At 70.4% G+C, this 17945-nt stretch carries 17 protein-coding genes; 9 read left to right on the forward strand and 8 right to left on the reverse strand.

What is annotated here, in order from left to right; genetic code table 11:
• Positions 1-40: 40 nt before the first annotated feature.
• Positions 41-2020: a streptophobe family protein gene (locus tag HJD23_RS33405; protein WP_240981007.1), complete on the reverse strand. Its 1980-nt coding sequence runs from the start codon at positions 2018-2020 to the stop codon at positions 41-43.
• A 335-nt stretch (positions 2021-2355) separates the two neighbouring features.
• Here HJD23_RS33405 and HJD23_RS33410 point away from each other — a divergent pair, with 335 nt between their 5' ends.
• Positions 2356-4881, forward strand: coding sequence for an FHA domain-containing protein (locus HJD23_RS33410; RefSeq protein ID WP_171111690.1), 2526 nt, complete (start codon positions 2356-2358; stop codon positions 4879-4881).
• A 121-nt stretch (positions 4882-5002) separates the two neighbouring features.
• Here HJD23_RS33410 and HJD23_RS33415 read toward each other — a convergent pair whose 3' ends face one another.
• The 3 genes from HJD23_RS33415 to HJD23_RS33425 form a co-directional block, all read right to left on the reverse strand.
• On the reverse strand, positions 5003-5725 hold the full coding sequence (locus tag HJD23_RS33415) for a transglycosylase SLT domain-containing protein (RefSeq protein WP_171110113.1): 723 nt from the start codon (positions 5723-5725) through the stop codon (positions 5003-5005).
• 298 nt (positions 5726-6023) lie between these two features.
• Positions 6024-7139 (reverse strand): S-adenosylmethionine:tRNA ribosyltransferase-isomerase, encoded by a 1116-nt coding sequence (locus tag HJD23_RS33420; protein ID WP_171110112.1) that lies wholly within the window; start codon positions 7137-7139, stop codon positions 6024-6026.
• Positions 7136-7834 carry an SDR family oxidoreductase gene (locus HJD23_RS33425; RefSeq protein WP_171110111.1) on the reverse strand — a complete coding sequence of 233 codons (699 nt, stop codon included), beginning with the start codon at positions 7832-7834 and terminating at the stop codon, positions 7136-7138. Before HJD23_RS33425 ends, HJD23_RS33420 begins: the two co-directional genes overlap by 4 nt.
• A gap of 212 nt (positions 7835-8046) precedes the next feature.
• Here HJD23_RS33425 and HJD23_RS33430 point away from each other — a divergent pair, with 212 nt between their 5' ends.
• From HJD23_RS33430 to chpE, 3 genes are all read left to right on the forward strand, one after another.
• The gene (locus HJD23_RS33430; RefSeq protein WP_171110110.1) at positions 8047-9192 is read left to right on the forward strand and encodes a GAF domain-containing sensor histidine kinase; all 1146 of its coding nucleotides are present in this window, start codon (positions 8047-8049) and stop codon (positions 9190-9192) included.
• Positions 9185-9826, forward strand: coding sequence for a response regulator transcription factor (locus HJD23_RS33435; RefSeq protein WP_171110109.1), 642 nt, complete (start codon positions 9185-9187; stop codon positions 9824-9826). Before HJD23_RS33430 ends, HJD23_RS33435 begins: the two co-directional genes overlap by 8 nt.
• A gap of 170 nt (positions 9827-9996) precedes the next feature.
• Positions 9997-10242 (forward strand): chaplin ChpE, encoded by a 246-nt coding sequence (gene chpE, locus HJD23_RS33440; protein WP_141309151.1) that lies wholly within the window; start codon positions 9997-9999, stop codon positions 10240-10242.
• 163 nt (positions 10243-10405) lie between these two features.
• Here the strand turns inward: chpE and HJD23_RS33445 are convergent, their stop codons facing one another.
• The gene (locus HJD23_RS33445; protein WP_171110108.1) at positions 10406-11194 is read right to left on the reverse strand and encodes a hypothetical protein; all 789 of its coding nucleotides are present in this window, start codon (positions 11192-11194) and stop codon (positions 10406-10408) included.
• 150 nt (positions 11195-11344) lie between these two features.
• Between HJD23_RS33445 and HJD23_RS33450 the strand changes: the two genes are divergently transcribed.
• The 4 genes from HJD23_RS33450 (at position 11345) to HJD23_RS33465 (ending at position 14923) form a co-directional block, all read left to right on the forward strand.
• A complete protein-coding gene (locus HJD23_RS33450; RefSeq protein WP_171110107.1) occupies positions 11345-12136 on the forward strand; it encodes an ABC transporter ATP-binding protein in 792 nt (263 codons plus the stop codon).
• Positions 12137-12230: 94 nt separating this feature from the next.
• The gene (locus tag HJD23_RS33455) at positions 12231-12662 is read left to right on the forward strand and encodes an NfeD family protein (RefSeq protein WP_171110106.1); all 432 of its coding nucleotides are present in this window, start codon (positions 12231-12233) and stop codon (positions 12660-12662) included.
• Between the two features lie 131 nt (positions 12663-12793).
• Positions 12794-13744 (forward strand): SPFH domain-containing protein, encoded by a 951-nt coding sequence (locus HJD23_RS33460; protein ID WP_171110105.1) that lies wholly within the window; start codon positions 12794-12796, stop codon positions 13742-13744.
• Between the two features lie 360 nt (positions 13745-14104).
• On the forward strand, positions 14105-14923 hold the full coding sequence (locus HJD23_RS33465; RefSeq protein WP_171133996.1) for an IS5 family transposase: 819 nt from the start codon (positions 14105-14107) through the stop codon (positions 14921-14923).
• 8 nt (positions 14924-14931) lie between these two features.
• Here the strand turns inward: HJD23_RS33465 and HJD23_RS33470 are convergent, their stop codons facing one another.
• The 3 genes from HJD23_RS33470 to HJD23_RS33480 all read right to left on the reverse strand — a co-directional run bounded on the left by HJD23_RS33470 (position 14932) and on the right by HJD23_RS33480 (position 16988).
• Positions 14932-15438 (reverse strand): HNH endonuclease, encoded by a 507-nt coding sequence (locus HJD23_RS33470; RefSeq protein WP_171110459.1) that lies wholly within the window; start codon positions 15436-15438, stop codon positions 14932-14934.
• A 187-nt stretch (positions 15439-15625) separates the two neighbouring features.
• Positions 15626-16165 carry a YbhB/YbcL family Raf kinase inhibitor-like protein gene (locus tag HJD23_RS33475; protein WP_171110458.1) on the reverse strand — a complete coding sequence of 180 codons (540 nt, stop codon included), beginning with the start codon at positions 16163-16165 and terminating at the stop codon, positions 15626-15628.
• A gap of 40 nt (positions 16166-16205) precedes the next feature.
• The gene (locus tag HJD23_RS33480) at positions 16206-16988 is read right to left on the reverse strand and encodes a sporulation protein (RefSeq protein ID WP_171110457.1); all 783 of its coding nucleotides are present in this window, start codon (positions 16986-16988) and stop codon (positions 16206-16208) included.
• Positions 16989-17135: 147 nt separating this feature from the next.
• Here HJD23_RS33480 and HJD23_RS33485 point away from each other — a divergent pair, with 147 nt between their 5' ends.
• A complete protein-coding gene (locus tag HJD23_RS33485; RefSeq protein WP_171110456.1) occupies positions 17136-17786 on the forward strand; it encodes a DNA-3-methyladenine glycosylase in 651 nt (216 codons plus the stop codon).
• Positions 17787-17945: the final 159 nt, after the last annotated feature.

A 17945-nucleotide genomic window follows, 5' to 3' on the forward strand; every position in this document is an offset into this window, starting at 1 on the left:
GCCTGACAGGTCGACCACGGCTTCGCCCCCACGACCCGCCTCACCGGCCACGCTTCGGCCGCCCCGGCGGTGGAGGGCCCGGAGGTGGCGGCTCCGGCGGGGACCCAGGAGGCGGCGGGCCGTCCGGCGGTGAGGAGGAATCCGACGGTCGCCTTCCGGACGACGGGGCCCCCGGCGTCCCCCGCGGCCCTGGCGGAGGCGGCGGCTCGAACGGCCGGGCGACGGTCGGAGCGTCGTACACACCGCCCCTCGGCGCCCGCCCCGGCGGCCGTGGCCCGTCGTGCTTGGGTGCCTGTCCGGGCGGTCGTGGCGTGTCGTGCTCGGGTGCTTGTCCGGGCGGTCGTGGCATGTCGTGCTCGGGTGTCCGTCCGGGTGGCCGTGGCGCGTCGTGCTCGGGTGCCCGCCCCGGTGCCCGTGGCCCGTCGTGCCCGCGCGCCCGCCCCGGTGCCCATAGCGCGTCGTACTCACGCGCCTGCCCAGGTGGCCGTACGCCCCCGCTCCCCGGCCCCCGTACATCCCCGCCCCCAGCCACCCCATCGGCCCCACTAGGCGGCCGAGCATCCTCCGGCTCCCGCACCCCGTCCGGCAGCCGCAGGTACGGATTGGTGTCCGGGTTCGGCGGCCGGTACGGCGTACTCGGCACATACGGCCCAGAGGTCCCCGCATACCCCGGCACCCCCACCCCCACCGCCACGTCACTGAGTGCCAGCGGCGCCACCCTCCGCCCCGCCGCTCCACTCGCGTACGCCAGCAGCGCCCCGACGGCCCCCGCTCCCGTGCCCCACAGCGCGCCCAGCAGCAGCGCCATCCCGAGGGGCCCGCGCAGCTCGATCCCCGCCCCGAACGCGTCGAACCCCAGCACGGACAGCGAGGCATCCACGGACACCTCCGCCAGCCACCCGAGCAACGGCAACGCCAACGCGGTCACAACCCCCAGCCGCAGCGCACACCGCCCGGCAAAGCCGAGGGCACCCGAACCCCGTACGCCCCCGGCACCAGCCCCCACCGGCGCCCGCACCCCCACCGGAGTGCGCACCGCCTGCAACAACCCCGCCAGCAGCATCATGAGCACCGCCGCCACCACCAGCAGCCACACCCGCCCGTCCAGCTCCGCCAGCCGCCCGAGCGTCACCGGCTGGTCCGAGTCGACCAGCAGGTCGTCCAGCGGATCCGGCAGGAATCGGGTGAGCACCCCCGACGCCTGACCGTGCCACGGCACGAACAGGCCGATGGGAACGCCCAGCCACACCCCGTTCGGCGCGCCCAGCAACGCCGCCCCCGCGATCCGCCGGGGACGGTCGTCGCCGATCGCCGCGTACGCCGCCGCCGCGAGCCCCGCCACCACCGCCACCAGGAGCACCGCGACCAGCGCGGACACGGCCGGCCGTACGACCCGGTGCACCGCCTCCCAGCCGCGCGGCAGGGGAGTGCGGCGGGAAGCCAGCAGCGCGATCAGCAGCACTCCGGTGGCCCAGCCCAGCCCGCCGAGCAGCGTGGGCGCCGTGTCGACGCTGAAGCCCACCGCCGCCTCCGCGTCGATCAGGTCGCCGACCCGGTCGGGCAGCAGCCCCCCGATGTCCCCGACGTCACCCAGTCCGGGTATCTCGATGCCCCCGGAGCCCGAACCGCCGGGCAGGTCGTCGAGGCCGAGCGCGCCCCCGTCGATGGTGATGACGTCGTGCCCGGCCCATGCCAGCCCGCCCAGCGTCGCCACGAACAGCATGACCACCGCGCCCGCGCGCGCGAGGAGTTCGGCCGCCGAGACCACAACTCCCGCCGCACGCAGGGATCGTAGAAAGAACCAGGACAGGAGAAGGGCGCCGACCAGGCTCACGCCCAATGGCGTGATCTCGACGGCCGTGCCGGCCTCCGCGCCGGTCAGCCCGAAAGCGGACACATCGCCGGACGGCGTCACCGAACCACCCGCCCCAAGGGCCACCACCGCCGCGGTCATCGGCCCCAGTGAACCGGCCGAGTCCGCCTCCAGCAGCCGCAGTCCGAGCGCCGCCGTACCCGCCATCCCGATCAACGCCCAGCTCACGGAGGCGATCGCGGACAGCAGGATGTCGACCCACGGCAGCCTCGTGCCGTACCCGGCCTTCTCGACGCTCACGGCAGACCCCCCGGATCCGCGGCGCGGCGTCGCCGCCGCGCTTGTCCCCCTCGCGTGGGATTACCACTCTCCGCGCCGGTTTCAACCCCGTCAACGGCGCACGGGATTGCGCCCGTACGCGGTCTTCACAAGGCCCGACTTTCGGTCAAGGGGCCGCTCCTGAAATAGTTCCCCCCGATGTTCGACATCCCTAGACTCCCTGCGACGGGGGTAATTCGGGGGACAACTCAGTGGGGCATGGAGTGCCGGAACTCGTACTGCAAACCAATGGACAAACCTGGACGCTCGACCCGTCCAGGGCTTACACACTCGGACGCGATCCGCAGGGCGACATCGTGTTCGACGACGCCAGGGTCTCCTGGCGGCACGCCACGGTCAGTTTCAACGGCCGTAGTTGGGTCATCGAGGACCATGGCAGCACCAATGGCACGTTCGTGCACGGCCAGCGGATCCATCAGTTGGAGATCGGCCCCGGCTCGGCCGTCCACCTCGGCAACGCGACCGACGGACCGCTGCTGAGCCTGTCGGGCGCCGCGGCCACCGTCGCGCCACAGGGCCAGCCGCAGCAGCAGCCGTTCGCCGCGCAGGGCGCGAATCCGGGCTGGTCCCAGCAGGCGCCGCAGCAGCAGGCCCCTCAAGCGGGCCGGCAGCAGCCCGCCCAGCCGTTCCCGCAGCAGCAGGGCCCGGCCGAGCAGTACGCGCAGAAGGTGCCCGGCGGTGCGGCGGGGGCACCACCGGTCTACGGCGACCGCAGCCCGACCACGTTCCACCAGTTCTCGCTCGGCCGCGTGATGCGTATCGGCCGTGCCCTGGAGAACGACCTGGTCGTCTCCGACCTGCAAGTTTCGCGCCATCACGCCGAGTTCCACGCCACGCCCGACGGCCGTATGGAGATCCGGGACCTCGGCTCGCACAACGGCACGTACGTCAACGGTCAGCCGATCGCCAAGGGCGGCTCCCAACTGCTCGGCCCGACCGACATCGTGGGCGTCGGCCACTCGACGTTCCGGATCGTCGGCGACCGCCTCGAGGAGTTCGTCGACACCGGTGAGGTGTCCTTCTCCGCCCGCCACCTGACCGTCACGGTCGACGGCGGCAAGCAGATCCTCAAGGACGTCTCCTTCGGCGTCCCGGAGAAGTCGCTGATCGCGGTCATCGGCCCGTCCGGCTCCGGCAAGTCGACCCTGCTGAAGGCGCTCACCGGGTACCGGCCCGCCAACCAGGGCGAAGTCCTGTACGACAACCGGAACCTGTACAAGCAGTTCGCCGAGCTGCGCCAGCGCATCGGTCTGGTCCCGCAGGACGACATCCTGCACAAGGAGCTGACCGTCAAGAAGGCCCTCAAGTACGCGGCCAAGCTGCGCTTCCCCGCCGACACCACGGCCGCCGAGCGCGAGGCCCGCATCGACGAGGTGCTGCGCGAGCTCAAGCTCGACATCCACAAGGACAAGAAGGTCACCTCCCTGTCCGGCGGCCAGCGCAAGCGGGTGTCCGTCGCCCTGGAGCTGCTGACCAAGCCGTCGCTGATCTTCCTCGACGAGCCGACCTCCGGCCTCGACCCGGGCATGGACCGCGACGTCATGCAGCTGCTGCGCGGCCTCGCCGACGACGGCCGTACGGTCCTCGTGGTCACCCACTCCGTGGCCGAGCTGGCACTGTGTGACAAGCTCCTGGTGATGGCCCCGGGTGGCTCGGTCGCCTACTTCGGCCCGCCCGAGGAGGCGCTGAACTTCTTCGGCTACGACACCTGGGCCGACGTCTTCTCCGCCTTCGAGAACTACCGCGACTACGACTGGGCGGGCCGCTGGAAGGGCTCGCAGCACTACCAGATGTACGCCGCGGACATCGACGCCGTCGCCCCGCAGGCCGTACAGATGCCGGCCATGCAGGCGATGAAGCCGCCCAAGCCGCAGGGCTGGATGTCCCAGTGGGTCACGCTGGTGCGCCGCTACGTCTCGGTGATCGCCTCCGACAAGGGCTTCCTCGCCCTGATGGTGATCCTGCCGGCCGTCCTCGGCGCGGTGAGCCTGCTCATCGAGCCGGACAACGGCCTGCTGCCCAACGATCCCAACCCGCGGACCGGCCGGATCATCCCCAACGGCACGGCCACCACCGTCCTGCTGATCCTCGCGGTCGGCGCCTGCTTCGCCGGTGCCGCCAACTCGGTCCGTGAGCTGATCAAGGAACGGGTCATCTACGAGCGGGAGCGCGCGACCGGCCTGTCCCGCTCGGCGTACCTGATGTCCAAGGTGTTCGTGCTGGGCATGATCACCGTGTTCCAGGGCCTGCTGGTCGGTGTGATCGGCTTCTCCAGCCGGGAGCTGCCGGAGGAGGGCCTGATCCTGGGCAGCGCCACGATGGTCGAGCTGTCCCTGCCGATCATGGCGCTCGGCTTCACCTCGATGATGTTCGGCCTGATCATCTCGTCGCTGGTGAAGACGGCCGAGAAGACCATGCCGCTGCTGGTCATGTTCGCGATCATCCAGGTCGTGTTCACGGGCTGCCTGTTCGCCCTGAACGGCACGGTCGGCGTCAACCAGTTCTCGTATCTGATGCCGTCCCGCTGGGCGGTCGCCGCGGCCGGCGCCACGCTGGACTTCAACAAGATCAGCCCGCCCCAGGAGGGCGCCGACACCGACCCCCTGTGGGAGCACACGGTCGGGGCGTGGACCATGGACATGGTCGCCCTGCTCGCGCTCGGCGTGATCTGCGGCATCTTCGTGGCCCGCTTCCTGCGCCGCCACGAGCCCGAGGTCATGCGGAAGTAATCACGATGCGTACGACGCGAAGGGCGGCACCCCGTCAGGAGGGTGCCGCCCTTCGGCGTACGGCGCACAGAGGTCCGCGCCCGCCTCAGCACGCGCCGTTCGTCACCTTGAGTACGCGACCTCAGTACGCGCTGAAGACGTTGTCGATCGAGCCGTACCGGTCGGCCGCGTAGTTGGCGGCGGCGGTGATGTTGGCGACCGGGTCGTAGATGTTCCAGGAGGTGCCCGGCACGTGGTACGCCTTGAAGGTCGGCGGGATCACCTGGAGCAGGCCCTTGGACGGGATGCCGTTCCGGGCGTTGATGTCCCAGTTGTTGATCGCGTTCGGGTTGCCCGAGGACTCCCGCATGATGTTGCGGTGCAGGCCGTTGTAGGTACCCGGGATGCCCTGGGCCTTCATGATGGACAGCGCCTCGCGGATCCAGCCGTCGAGGTTGTTGCCGTAGGACTTCTTCGCGGCGACCGTCTTCGCCGCAACCGTCTGGAACTCGATGCGCTCGACGGACCGGTTCGCGGCGGCCTTCGCCTCGCGCCGCAGCTCCGCCATCTTCTCGGCGGCGGCCTGCGCGGCGGCCTTCTTCTCGGCGGCGGCCTTCTTCTTCGCGGCGGCTTCGGCGGCGGCCTTCTTCTGCGCCGCGATGGCCTCGATCTTCAGGCTGGCACCGGCGAGCTGGTCGGTGACCTCGGCCTTGACGTCCTTGATCGGCTCGGAGCTGTAGGCGACCTGCGCGGGGGCGGCGGCCTCGGCGGTCGTGGTCTGTCCGCCCGCGGGCACCGTGGAGAACGCGAGGGCGGCGGCGCCGAGCGCGGCGGCACCGGCGAGGGCGATCTTGTTCTTGGGCATGGCTGATGGACCTCTTCGAATAGCGCGGAGGTCGCTCACGTCCGGCGGGGGACAGGTGCTTCCCGCACGAACGCCGCGGGCAGACAACCCGCGGCGCTGAGCGACGGCAGCCATTCTTAGCGGCCGCAAAAACCACTGGCAAAGGTGTGACCTACGATCCCGGGTAGTGGATCAGGTAGGGGCAAATCAGGACAGACCAGAACGTCTTTCCCGCTCGCTCCGGGTCTCTTTGTCTCCTATGGCCCTTCGTACGTGATCTGCGCCCTATGCGCGGCCTCACATCGGCGACGTAACAGTCTCACCAGCAGTTGCTGGCGCAATGCACAGTGTGACCGCTCTCCTCCGGAAGGAGGAGATGCACGTCCCCGAACTCGTGCCACAGGTAGCGGTGCCGCAGCGCCTCCTCGTACCCCCGATCGATCGCCGCCGCGCCGGCCACCGCCTCCAGCATCAGCAGATGCGAGGCCTCCGGCTCGTGCAGCCCGGTCAGCAGCCCGTCCACCACCCGCACCCCGCGCTCCGGAGTGACCACGAGGTCCGTCCACCCCTCGGCCGCCCGGACCACCCCGTCGGGGCCCGCGGCGGACTCCACGGCGCGTACGGCCGTCGTACCCACCGCGATCACCCTTCCGTCCCCGGCCCGCACCGCGTTGATGACCCGCGCCGACGCCTCCGGCACCGCGAACCGCTCGGGGTACGGCGGCTCGTGCGCCTCCGCCGAGGCCACCCCGGTGTGCAGCGTGATCGGTGCGAACTGCACACCCCTGCTCACCAGCTCCGCCACCATCCGATGCGTGAAGGGCCGGGCCGCACTCGGCATCTCCGCACTGCCCGCCCCGTCGGCCGGCGGCAGCGCGAACACCGTCTGGTACACGGACAGCGGCTGATCCCGCTCCGTGTAGGAGTAGCGAATGGGCCGCCCGTACGCACCCAGCAGCTCGCGCACCCCCTCCCCGGCCGCCCGGGCCCACCACAAACGCTCGCCCCGCGCACTCAGCGGCTCCTCCAGCACCAGCCGCACATCCCCGGGCAACCGCACCTCCGTACCCGCCGGACCGCCCGCACGCGCGCGCGTGGTGCCCTTCTCATCCGGATCCCGCAGCTCGACGGCCCACCGTCCGTCATCGCCGCGCGTCGAGAAATGCACCACCACGCGCGCGTGCCCGATCCACCCGTCCACCGCCGCCGCCAGCGTCGGAGAGGTGTTCACGACCAGCAGATCACCCGCCCGCAGCAGCCGCGGCAGCTCCGCGAACGCGTGGTGCGAGACCTCAGTCCCACGCGACACCAGCAGCCGTACGGCATCCCGGTCCAGCCCCGGCCCGCGCTGCTCGGCCGGCACGCGCGCGGACAGCTCCTGAGGGACCTTCCCCCACTCCCGGACGGGCTCCGTGACGCCGACAGCCGACGTCATCGCGTCCCCTCCAGCAGGGCCGGCGCCCCGTAGCGGCCGCTCGCCGGCCGCTCGTCCAGCAGCCGCAGGAACGCCGACACCACACTCGCCGGCTCCGGCCGCGGATCGTCGTCCTCCGGTACGGCCGCCGCATACAGCTCCGTCGCCATGTCCCCGGGGTCGACCGCCCAGACCCGCAGCCCGGGCTCCTCCGTCGCGAGCACCGCCGCGAGCTGGTCCAGGGCCGCCTTCGACGCCCCATAGCCGCCCCACGTCTCGTACGCCTCGGCCGCCGCGTCCGAGCTGACCGCGATCACCGCGGCCCGCTGGGACGCCCGCAGCAGCGGCAGCGCCTCCTGTACCAGGCCCAGCGCGGCCACCACGTTCACCTCCAGCGCCCGCCGCAGCCCGTCCAGGGGCAGCTGGTCCAGCCGTACGAGGGGTTCGGCGCCCAGCGCGCTGGCGTTGCTCACCAGCAGATCGACACCGCCCAGCTTCCAGGCCGCTGCCACCAGCTCGGCCCGGTGCCCGGCGTCCGTGACATCCCCGGAGAGGGCCTCCACCCGCGTCCCGTGCGCCGCGAGCGCCGCCGCCGTCTCCTTCAGCGCCCGCTCGCCCCTGGCGTCCAGCACCAGGTCCCACCCGCGCGCGGCCAAGGCCTCGGCCAGCGCCCGCCCCAGCCCTTTCGACGCCCCCGTGATGATCGCTACCGGCATGACACGTTCCCCTCGTCCTCGACACCGCTTGATCGGCTGCCCTCAACCTAGGAACCGCCGACCTCGCCCCGCCTCGGACGCGGGCCGCAAAGCGACGGGTCCCTTCGACCTAAGCCGCAGGTCCACGACCTCGGGACTAGGCCCAGCGGCCTAGGCGGCTGCCGTCACCGGTCCGATCCGCGCTGTCACACCCCGCCGGTAGCGTGGAAGCCATGAGTCAAGGTCCCCGGTCCGGCCTCGCCGCGGTGAGCTCCGCGCTGCTGGCCATGAGCAGGCATCTGGAGGTGCGTGACGTCCTCAAGACGATCGTCGCCTCGGCCCGCGAGCTGCTCGACGCGCAGTACGCCGCGCTGGGCGTGCCGGACGACCACGGCGGCTTCGCGCAGTTCGTGGTCGACGGGGTCAGCGACGCCCAGTGGAAGGCCATCGGCCCGCTGCCCCGCCAGCACGGCATCCTCGCCGCGATGCTCCGGGACGCGAAGCCGCAGCGCCTGGCCGACGTCCGCGCGGACCCCCGCTTCGAGGGCTGGCCCTCCGCCCACCCCGACCTGGCCGACTTCCTGGGCCTGCCCATCCGTGACGGCGACGAGGTGATCGGCGCCCTCTTCCTGGCCAACAAGAACTGTCCGAAGCCCGAGGGCACCTGCGGCTTCACCGCCGACGACGAGGAACTGCTGTCCATCCTCGCCCAGCACGCCGCGATCGCCCTCACCAACGCCCGGCTCTACGAACGCAGCCGCGAGCTCACCATCGCCGAGGAGCGCTCCCGCCTGGCCCACGAGCTGCACGACGCGGTCAGCCAGAAGCTCTTCTCCCTGCGCCTGACCGCCCAGGCCGCCACCGCCCTCATCGACCGCGACCCGGCGCGCGCCAAGGGCGAACTGCAGCAGGTGGCCGCGCTCGCCGCCGAGGCCGCCGATGAACTGCGCGCCGCCGTCGTCGAGTTGCGCCCTGCGGCCCTCGACGAGGACGGCCTCGTCGCCACCCTGCGCACCCAGACGCAGGTCCTGGACCGCGCCCACACCGCGCGCGTGACGTTCACCGCGCACGGCGTGCGCGCCCTGCCCGCCGCCCAGGAGGAGGCCCTGCTGCGCGTCGCCCAGGAGGCCCTGCACAACGCCCTGCGGCACTCCGGGGCCGACCGGGTCGACGTGACCCTGGCCAGGCGCGGCAGCGGCGCCGTCCTGCGCGTCACGGACGACGGCGGCGGCTTCGACCCGCGCGCGATACGTCGTGCCGGACGTCACCTCGGCCTGGTCTCCATGCGGGACCGGGCGGGCGGCGTGGGCGGCACGCTCACCGTGGAGTCGGCGCCCGGCAAGGGCACCACGATCGAGATGGAGGTCCCCGGTGGCTGACGCAATCAGGGTGCTGCTCGTCGACGACCACCAGGTGGTCCGCCGGGGCTTGCGCACGTTCCTCGAAGTGCAGGACGACATCGAGGTCGTGGGCGAGGCCGCCGACGGCGCCGAGGGCGTCGCCCACGCCGAGGAACTGAAGCCCGACATCGTCCTGATGGACGTCAAGATGCCCGGCATGGACGGCGTCGAGGCGCTGCGTCGACTCCGCGAACTGGGCAACCCCGCGCGCGTGCTCATCGTGACCAGCTTCACCGAGCAGCGCACGGTGGTCCCGGCCCTGCGCGCCGGCGCCGCCGGGTACGTCTACAAGGACGTCGACCCCGACGCGCTCGCCGGCGCCATCCGCTCGGTGCACGCCGGGCACATCCTGCTCCAACCCGAGGTGGCGGGCGCCCTGTTGTCCCAGGAGGAGGCCAACTCCGGCCAGGGCAGGCCAGGTTCGCTCACCGAGCGGGAGCGCGAGGTGCTCGGCCTGATAGCGGACGGCCGCTCCAACCGCGAGATCGCCCGCGCGCTGGTCCTCTCCGAGAAGACCGTCAAGACCCATGTCTCGAACATCCTGATGAAACTCGATCTGGCGGACCGCACGCAGGCCGCCCTGTGGGCCGTACGCCACGGCGTGACTGGCTGAAACAGGCATAAAAGCACTCCGTACGGCAATACGGAGGGTTCCGTTCCGAGCTGAGATTCATACCGTCGTGGGAATGTCCCCCGGATGGCGCATCCTCCGTGCGGCTCCGGCGTTCTTCAGTGCGTGCTGCGGCGACTGGCCGTGGCAATCGCATCAGAAGGGCTTACGAAGTGAAGAACCTGAAGAAGGCAGCGGCCGTGACGATGGTGGCCGGTGGTCTGGTGGCCGCCGGTGCCGGTATGGCCTCCGCCACCGACGGATCGCACGCCACCGGCAAGGCTGTGGGCTCGCCGGGTGTCATCTCGGGCAACCTCGTCCAGGCCCCGGTGCACGTTCCGGTGAACGCCGTCGGCAACAGCGTGAACGTCGTCGGTGTGCTGAACCCGGCCTTCGGCAACCTCGGCATCAACCGCTGAATCTCCGCCGTATCGGCCGTCGGCCCGGACCACGTGGGCAAGCTCCCGACCCACGTCCCCACCGCCTGACGCCGACCGGCCACCGAAGGGCTCCGCGAGTCATGGGCGACTCGCGGAGCCCTTCCCCGGTTTCATGTGAGCCGGTCACCAAGGCAACCGACGATCACCGCATCCCCCGCTCCCGCTCCTCCACCACGGAGTTGTACGCCGCGACCTGCGCCCGCCGAGCCGTCCGCTCCACCGGCCGCAGCACCTCCGCCCGGGCAGCCATCTCCGAGGCGCTCACCGCACCCCCGTGCCCGTTCTCGTACGCCACCGAGATCAGCACCCCGACCCGCTGCGCCAGCTCCAGCACCCGCACCGCCCGCCCCGGATACCCCGGCGCCAGCAGCTCCTGCCCTCGCTCGGCTCGCGCCCGGTACGCATCGATCGCCGCCTCCGCCACCGGTCCCGACCCGGCCACATCCAGCCGCGTCAGCACCTCGGTCGCCTCCCTGAGCGCCTCCGCCAGCTCCCGCTCCGCCTCCCCGAGCGACGGCACATCGGCAGGCGGCGCCTCCCGCACCGGCAGGCAGTGCCACACCACCTCGACATGCACATCACCATCGGGCCCGGCCTCGTACACCTCGGGAACCAGCCCCAGCGCACCCCCGTGGCAGATCACCGCCTCCTCGGCCTCCAGCGCCCGCGCATTGAACTCCGGCGGCCCGCTCAGCCCCAGCGGGTGCCCCGGCGCCGGCAGCGCGACCCGCAGCCCGGTCACCCCGAGCGCCCGCAGCCGCCCCAGCGCGAGCGTGAGCCCGACGGGCGCCGACTCACCCGGCAGCCCCTCCACCCGGTGCACGGCATCCTCGCCCACGATGGCGAGCACGGCGTCATCCGGCGAAACAAGTCCGGCAAGAAGGGCATTTCCCCAAGCGGCAAGGCGTCCAGAGCGCGGTTCCGAAAGCATGCCTCCACCCTAAGTACCGGGCCGAGGGAATGGACCGACCGACCGGTGGCGTAGATTTCGTTGAGGGCTGCGCCCACCGGTGCGGCCCCCGAGCCACAGGCGTACGCGACAGCCGAGACCGGCCACACTGCAAGGGGAGACAACGCGCTCATGAGCGATGTTCTGGAGCTTCAGGACGTATCCGTGGTCCGCGAGGGCCGGGCTCTGGTGGACCAGGTCTCCTGGTCGGTCAAGGAGGGCGAGCGCTGGGTGATCCTCGGCCCCAACGGCGCCGGCAAGACCACCCTCCTCAATGTCGCGTCCAGCTACCTCTTCCCCAGCAAGGGCACCGCCACCATCCTCGGCGAGACCCTCGGCAAGGTCGACGTCTTCGAGCTGCGCCCCCGCATCGGCATGGCCGGCATCGCCATGGCCGACAAGCTCCCCAAGCGCCAGACGGTCCTGCAGACCGTGCTGACCGCCGCGTACGGCATGACGGCAGCCTGGCACGAGGAGTACGACGAGATCGACGAGCAGCGCGCCCGCGCCTTCCTCGACCGCCTCGGCATGTCCGACTACCTGGACCGCAACTTCGGCACCCTCTCCGAGGGCGAGCGCAAGCGCACCCTGATCGCCCGCGCCCTGATGACCGACCCCGAACTGCTCCTGCTCGACGAACCCGCCGCAGGCCTCGACCTCGGCGGCCGTGAGGACCTCGTACGCCGTCTCGGCCGTCTCGCCCGCGACCCGATCGCCCCCTCGATGCTCATGGTCACCCACCACGTCGAGGAGATCGCCCCCGGCTTCACCCACGTCCTCATGATCCGCCAGGGCAAGGTCCTCGCCGCCGGCCCGCTGGAGCTCGAACTCACCTCCCGCAACCTCTCCCTCTGCTTCGGCCTCCCGCTCGTCGTCGAACAGGTCGGCGACCGCTGGACCGCCCAGGGCCTGCCGCTGTCCTGAACCGGTGAAGTCCCCACGCGGACACGGGTAAGAAGCCCGTTCCAAACCGGATCGCGCCCTGTCCGCGCACGTTCCGCGGTCTTACCATGACCGTGTGGAAATCGACGCGTGGGTGTGGTGGTTGGTCGCGGCTACCGGGCTCGGCATCGGGCTCGTGATCACCACGATGCCCGAACTCGGCATGCTCGCGGTGGGCGCCGTCGCGGCCTCGGCGACCGCCGGCCTCTTCGGCGGAGACGCCGTCTTACAGGTCGTGGTCTTCGCCGTCGTCTCCACCGCCCTCATCGCGGTGGTACGCCCCATCGCCAAACGGCACCGCGCCCAACAACCCCAACTCGCCACCGGAGTTGACGCGTTGAAGGGCAGACAGGCCGTCGTACTGGAACGCGTCGACGGCTCGGGCGGCCGCATCAAGCTCGCCGGAGAGGTCTGGTCGGCCCGCGCCCTCGACGCCGGTCGCAGCTATGAGGCAGGCCAGGAAGTGGACGTCGTGGACATCGAGGGAGCCACGGCAATCGTCATATGACCTCGCACGACGCAAGGTGACCGAACACCCCACGAGGTGCGCGACGGTCTGTCAGACTCGACCAGCAAGATCTTGGACAAGCATAAGATCTTCCAAGAGCGCCGAGGCGGAGAAGGGTACGGGGAGCGACGATGGAACCGGTCATCATCGTCCTGATCATTCTGGTGGTGTTGGTCTTCATCGCCCTGATCAAGACGATCCAAGTCATCCCACAGGCCAGCGCCGCCATCGTGGAGCGCTTCGGCCGCTACACGCGCACGCTGAACGCGGGCCTCAACATCGTCGTCCCATTCATCGACACCATCCGCAACCGCATCGACCTGCGCGAACAGGTCGTCCCGTTCCCGCCGCAGCCGGTGATCACCCAGGACAACCTGGTCGTCAACATCGACACGGTCATCTACTACCAGGTCACCGACGCGCGGGCCGCCACCTACGAAGTCGCCAGCTACATCCAGGCCATTGAGCAACTGACGGTCACCACCCTGCGCAACATCATCGGCGGCATGGACCTGGAGCGCACCCTCACCTCCCGTGAGGAGATCAACGCGGCCCTGCGCGGCGTCCTCGACGAGGCCACCGGCAAGTGGGGCATCCGCGTCAACCGCGTCGAACTCAAGGCGATCGAGCCGCCCACCTCCATCCAGGACTCCATGGAGAAGCAGATGCGCGCCGACCGCGACAAGCGCGCCGCGATCCTCCAGGCCGAAGGTGTGCGGCAGTCCGAGATCCTGCGCGCCGAGGGTGAGAAGCAGTCCCAGATCCTGCGCGCCGAAGGTGAGGCCAAGGCCGCCGCGCTGCGCGCCGAGGGCGAGGCCCAGGCCGTCCGTACGGTCTTCGAGGCCATCCACGCCGGCGACCCGGACCAGAAGCTGCTCAGCTACCAGTACCTCCAGATGCTGCCGAAGATCGCCGAAGGCGACGCCAACAAGCTCTGGATCGTCCCCAGCGAAATCGGCGACGCCCTCAAGGGCCTCTCCGGCGCGATGGGCAACTTCGCCCCCAAGCCCGGCGGTTCGGACTCCACGGGCAACGGCACCGGCTCGGGCACGGAACGCCGGGAGAGGCCGTCGATCGACTAGGGCGTGTTTCGAAAGTAGCGTCGTCCGCCCGGAGGACGGGGTCCGCGGCGTCTGGTGCGGTGCATCGCAAGGCGGAGGGTCGCCCGCGTACTGGGCGTACGCGGGCGACCCCGACAACGCAGCGAGGCGCCGTGCCAGGCGCCGCGGGCCAGACGGGACTTTCGAAACACGCCCCAGGGGCACGGAGAAACGCAGGTTCCCGCACTCACCTCTCAGGGGGGCGGGGAACTGCGCGATCAGCCACAACGAACCGGCAGCCAAAGGACAACAGCCAGCCCTACGGTCTAAGGGGTCCTTGCAGAAAGATCTTCTTGTGGCACGGTGGACATGGACGTGATCCCGTGCTTTGTGGGGGTGACCATGACGCGGCGGAAGCCGTGGGAGGTCAGCGACGAACTGTGGGCGGTGATCGAGCCGCTGCTGCCGAAGCATGAGCGGCGGTTCCGGTACCCGGGGCGCAAGCGCATCGATGACCGCAAGACGCTCCAGGGCGTGCTGTTCGTCCTGTACACCGGTATCCAATGGGAGTACTTGCCGCAGGAGTTGGGGTTCGGCTCGGGTCCTACCTGCTGGCGTCGGCTGGCCGAATGGCAGGAGGCCGGAGTGTGGGAGAAACTCCAGCGGGTGCTGCTGGACCGGCTGCGGGCGGCGGACCGCCTGGACTTCTCCCGCGTCACCGTTGACGCCTCGCACGTGCCGGCCAAGCGGGGGCGAAGCAGCCCAAAAGTCGGCCCGAGTCCGGTTGACCGTGCACGGCCGGGCTCGAAGCACCACGTGCTGACCGACGCGCACGGCACCCCGCTGCGGGTATCGCACACCGGCGGACACCGCAACGACATCACGCAGCTCCTGCCGCTGGTCGACGGCGTGCCGCCGGTGCGGGGCAAGCGGGGCCGGCCCCGGCGCAAGCCCCGCGCGCTGTATGCCGACCGTGGCTACGACCACGACAGCTACCGCCGCCGTCTACGCGAGCGCGGCATCGTCCCGAAGATCGCCCGGCGCGGACAGCCACACGGCTCGGGCCTGGGCCGTGCGCGATGGGTTGCCGAGTCCGCCATCGCCTGGCTCCACGGCCCTCGCCGCTTACGGACCCGCTGGGAAACCCGAGACGACATGCATGACGCCTTCCTTCAGCTCGCACACTGCATGACCCTCGCCCGCAAGCATCCGGCTTTCTGAAAGGACCCCTAAGCCGCAGCGGAGGCCAACCACTCAGGCAACGCCTCATAGTCGTCCTGCGCCAAAGCCAAGAGCATCGCATCGGCCGGCGTCGGCTCAAACGGCGCCCGCAGCAACGGCATCCCCGCTTCCTCCGGCGTCCGATTCGCCTTCCGGTGGTTGTCCTCCGCGCACGAGGCCACCGTGTTCAGCCAGGTGTCCTGACCCCCCTGGGACCGCGGCACCACGTGGTCCACGGTCGTCGCCCGACGCCCGCAGTACGCGCACCTGTGCCGGTCCCGCACCAGCACACCCCGCCTCGACCACGGCGCTTGTCTTCGGAACGGCACCCGCACATACCTGCACAACCTGATGACCCGGGGCGCCGGTATGTCGACCGCGGCTCCGCGCATACGCAGTTCGGGGTGGGCCTGCTCGACGACGGCCTTGTCCTGGAGCACCAGAACGACGGCTCGGTTCAACGTCACCGTCGACAGCGGCTCGAAGCTCGCGTTCAGTACCAGCGTGTCCCGCATACCAGCCCACCTCCCGTGTGCACCGGCCCACCCCTTGGCGGGCTGGGATCAACTCTGGCCGTGCACGCCGAGATGGACAACGCAATATCCGCTGCTCCCACGAGGTCTGACCTCGCAGCCCCCCGGCCACAAAAATGCCCGCCTCCGATCACTCCCAGACCAGAGACGGGCAAACGTTCGGTGAACGTCAGGCTTCGGCAGGCACCTCGTACTCACCGATGAGCTGGGCGCGCGCCAGCGTGTGGAACCGCAGATTGAAGCCCACGACGGCCGGACTGGCGTCCGAGTCCGGACCGAGCTTCTCCTGGTCCACGGCGTACACCGTGAACACATACCGGTGCGGCCCGTCCCCCGGCGGCGGCGCGGCACCGCCGAAGTCCTTCGTGCCGTAGTCGTTGCGCGCGTGCACCGCGCCCTCCGGCAGGCCCTCGAACTTCCCGCTGCCCGCACCCGCCGGCAGCTCCGCCACCGAGACCGGGATGTCGAACAGCACCCAGTGCCAGAACCCGCTCCCCGTCGGGGCGTCCGGGTCGTAGCAGGTCACCGCGAAACTCTTGGTCTCGGCCGGGAACCCCTCCCACCGCAGCTGCGGAGAGGTGTTGCCGGCCGCGTGGACCTGAGCGTCCTTGAGGGTCGCACCCTCCCGCACGTCCTCACTCGTGACCGTGAACGACGGCACCGGCGGATGGAAGTCGTGGGGGAGCGGCCGCCTCTTGAGCTCGGTCACCTCGATACCTCCTGATCGGATGGTTCAGTGGGTTCCGAGCCTAGAACCAGTTGCGCTTGCTGCCGACTTCGGACAGCCACTGGTTGAGATACGCCACCCAGTCGGTGCCCTGGTAGTCGTGCAGCCCCACCTGGAACGACCGGAACGTGTCGCTGCCCTCGCTGAACAGACCCGGCTTCTTGTCCATCTCCAGCACCACGTCCATCGCCTGCTGGTCGGCCACGAAGCTCAACTCGACCTGGTTCAGCCCCCGGTACTGCTGCGGCGGCAGGAACTCGATCTCCTGGTAGAACGGCAGCTTCTGCCGCGTACCCCGGATGTGACCGCGCTCCATGTCCGCGTTCTTGAAGCGGAAGCCCAGCTGGATGAACGCGTCCAGGATCGCCTTCTGCGCCGGCAGCGGATGCACGTTGATCGGGTCCAGGTCACCGGAGTCCACCGCACGCGCGATCTCCAGCTCGGTGGTCACACCGATGTCCATCCCGCGCAGCGCCTGACCGTCGATCATCGTGATCGGCGTCTCCCACGGGATGTCCAGCCCGAACGGCACCGCGTGCACGGCGTTCGCCTGCAGCTCGAAGGCACCGCCGAGACGCACCTTCGTGAACTCGACGTCCTGCTTGTACTCCGTGTCCTGGCCCTCGACCTCGACCTTGGCCTGCAGCCCGACCGACAGCGCCTCGATCCGCTGGTTCACGGACCCGCCCTGGATCCGCACCTCACCCTGGACCACGCCGCCCGGAACGACATTGACCTCGGTCAGCACCGTCTCGACCGAAGCCCCACCGGCCCCCAGACTCGCGAGCAGCTTCTTGAACGCCATGTCTCTCCCTCGATCACTACGTTCACTACGTCTCTGATCACTACAAACGCGATCCGGCCGCGGCCGGTTCCGGGACCCCACCCTGGCAAGACGAACGCCCACTGACCACCCCACCGCACCCACCCGTCTGCACTACCCTCGGACGGCATGATCGCGACCCCCGACCGTACGCCCCTGCCCCGAGAGTTCTTCGCCCGGCCCGTACTCGAAGTGGCCCCCGACCTCCTCGGCCGCATCCTCGTACGCACGACCCCGGACGGTCCGATCGCGCTGCGCCTGACAGAGGTCGAGGCCTACGACGGCCCGAACGACCCCGGCTCCCACGCCTACCGCGGCCGCACACCCCGCAACGACGTGATGTTCGGCCCGCCCGGACATGTGTACGTCTACTTCACCTACGGCATGTGGCACTGCATGAACCTGGTCTGCGGCCCGGACGGCACGGCGAGCGCCGTTCTGCTCCGCGCCGGCGAGATCATCGAGGGCGCCGAGCTGGCCCGCACCCGTCGGCTCTCGGCCCGCAATGACAAGGAACTGGCCAAAGGTCCCGCCCGTCTGGCCACCGCCCTGGACGTGGACCGGACCCTGGACGGCACCGACGCCTGCGCCTGCGGCGAGACGCCGCTCCGCATACTGACCGGCACCCCCGTCACCTCTGACCAGGTACGCAACGGCCCACGCACCGGAGTGGCCGGCGACGGAGGCGACGGGGACATCCACCCCTGGCGCTTCTGGATCGCCAACGACCCGACGGTGAGCCCCTATCGGGCCCATGTCCCGAGGCGCCGCCCAAGTTGACGCGCACTCGGAAGGTGCGTAATGTGGCCCGAGCCGCTGAACCGGGTACTGCGATCGTCAGCAGCCGGAGCGGCCAACCCACTACCTAGCGAGCAACCCCTCAGCGGGTCGATTCGGGCGTGCCCGCATGCCTGAATTCGAATCCGCAGAACCCGATTA

This window comes from Streptomyces sp. Z423-1 (genome assembly GCF_013009255.1).
In the GTDB taxonomy this organism is placed as follows: Bacteria; Actinomycetota; Actinomycetes; order Streptomycetales; family Streptomycetaceae; genus Streptomyces; species Streptomyces gossypiisoli.

Excerpts from the sequence above, each read along its gene's own strand:
- HJD23_RS33450 (WP_171110107.1), top strand. The coding sequence starts at position 11,345 with ATGAGCGATGTTCTGGAGCTTCAGGACGTATCCGTGGTCCGCGAGGGC.
- HJD23_RS33460 (WP_171110105.1), top strand. The coding sequence starts at position 12,794 with ATGGAACCGGTCATCATCGTCCTGATCATTCTGGTGGTGTTGGTCTTC.
- HJD23_RS33485 (WP_171110456.1), top strand. The coding sequence starts at position 17,136 with ATGATCGCGACCCCCGACCGTACGCCCCTGCCCCGAGAGTTCTTCGCC.
- HJD23_RS33415 (WP_171110113.1), bottom strand. The coding sequence starts at position 5,725 with ATGCCCAAGAACAAGATCGCCCTCGCCGGTGCCGCCGCGCTCGGCGCC.
- HJD23_RS33470 (WP_171110459.1), bottom strand. The coding sequence starts at position 15,438 with ATGCGGGACACGCTGGTACTGAACGCGAGCTTCGAGCCGCTGTCGACG.
- HJD23_RS33480 (WP_171110457.1), bottom strand. The coding sequence starts at position 16,988 with ATGGCGTTCAAGAAGCTGCTCGCGAGTCTGGGGGCCGGTGGGGCTTCG.
- HJD23_RS33430 (WP_171110110.1), top strand. The coding sequence starts at position 8,047 with ATGAGTCAAGGTCCCCGGTCCGGCCTCGCCGCGGTGAGCTCCGCGCTG.
- HJD23_RS33425 (WP_171110111.1), bottom strand. The coding sequence starts at position 7,834 with ATGCCGGTAGCGATCATCACGGGGGCGTCGAAAGGGCTGGGGCGGGCG.
- HJD23_RS33445 (WP_171110108.1), bottom strand. The coding sequence starts at position 11,194 with ATGCTTTCGGAACCGCGCTCTGGACGCCTTGCCGCTTGGGGAAATGCC.
- HJD23_RS33465 (WP_171133996.1), top strand. The coding sequence starts at position 14,105 with ATGACGCGGCGGAAGCCGTGGGAGGTCAGCGACGAACTGTGGGCGGTG.
- HJD23_RS33405 (WP_240981007.1), bottom strand. The coding sequence starts at position 2,020 with ATGGCGGGTACGGCGGCGCTCGGACTGCGGCTGCTGGAGGCGGACTCG.
- HJD23_RS33420 (WP_171110112.1), bottom strand. The coding sequence starts at position 7,139 with ATGACGTCGGCTGTCGGCGTCACGGAGCCCGTCCGGGAGTGGGGGAAG.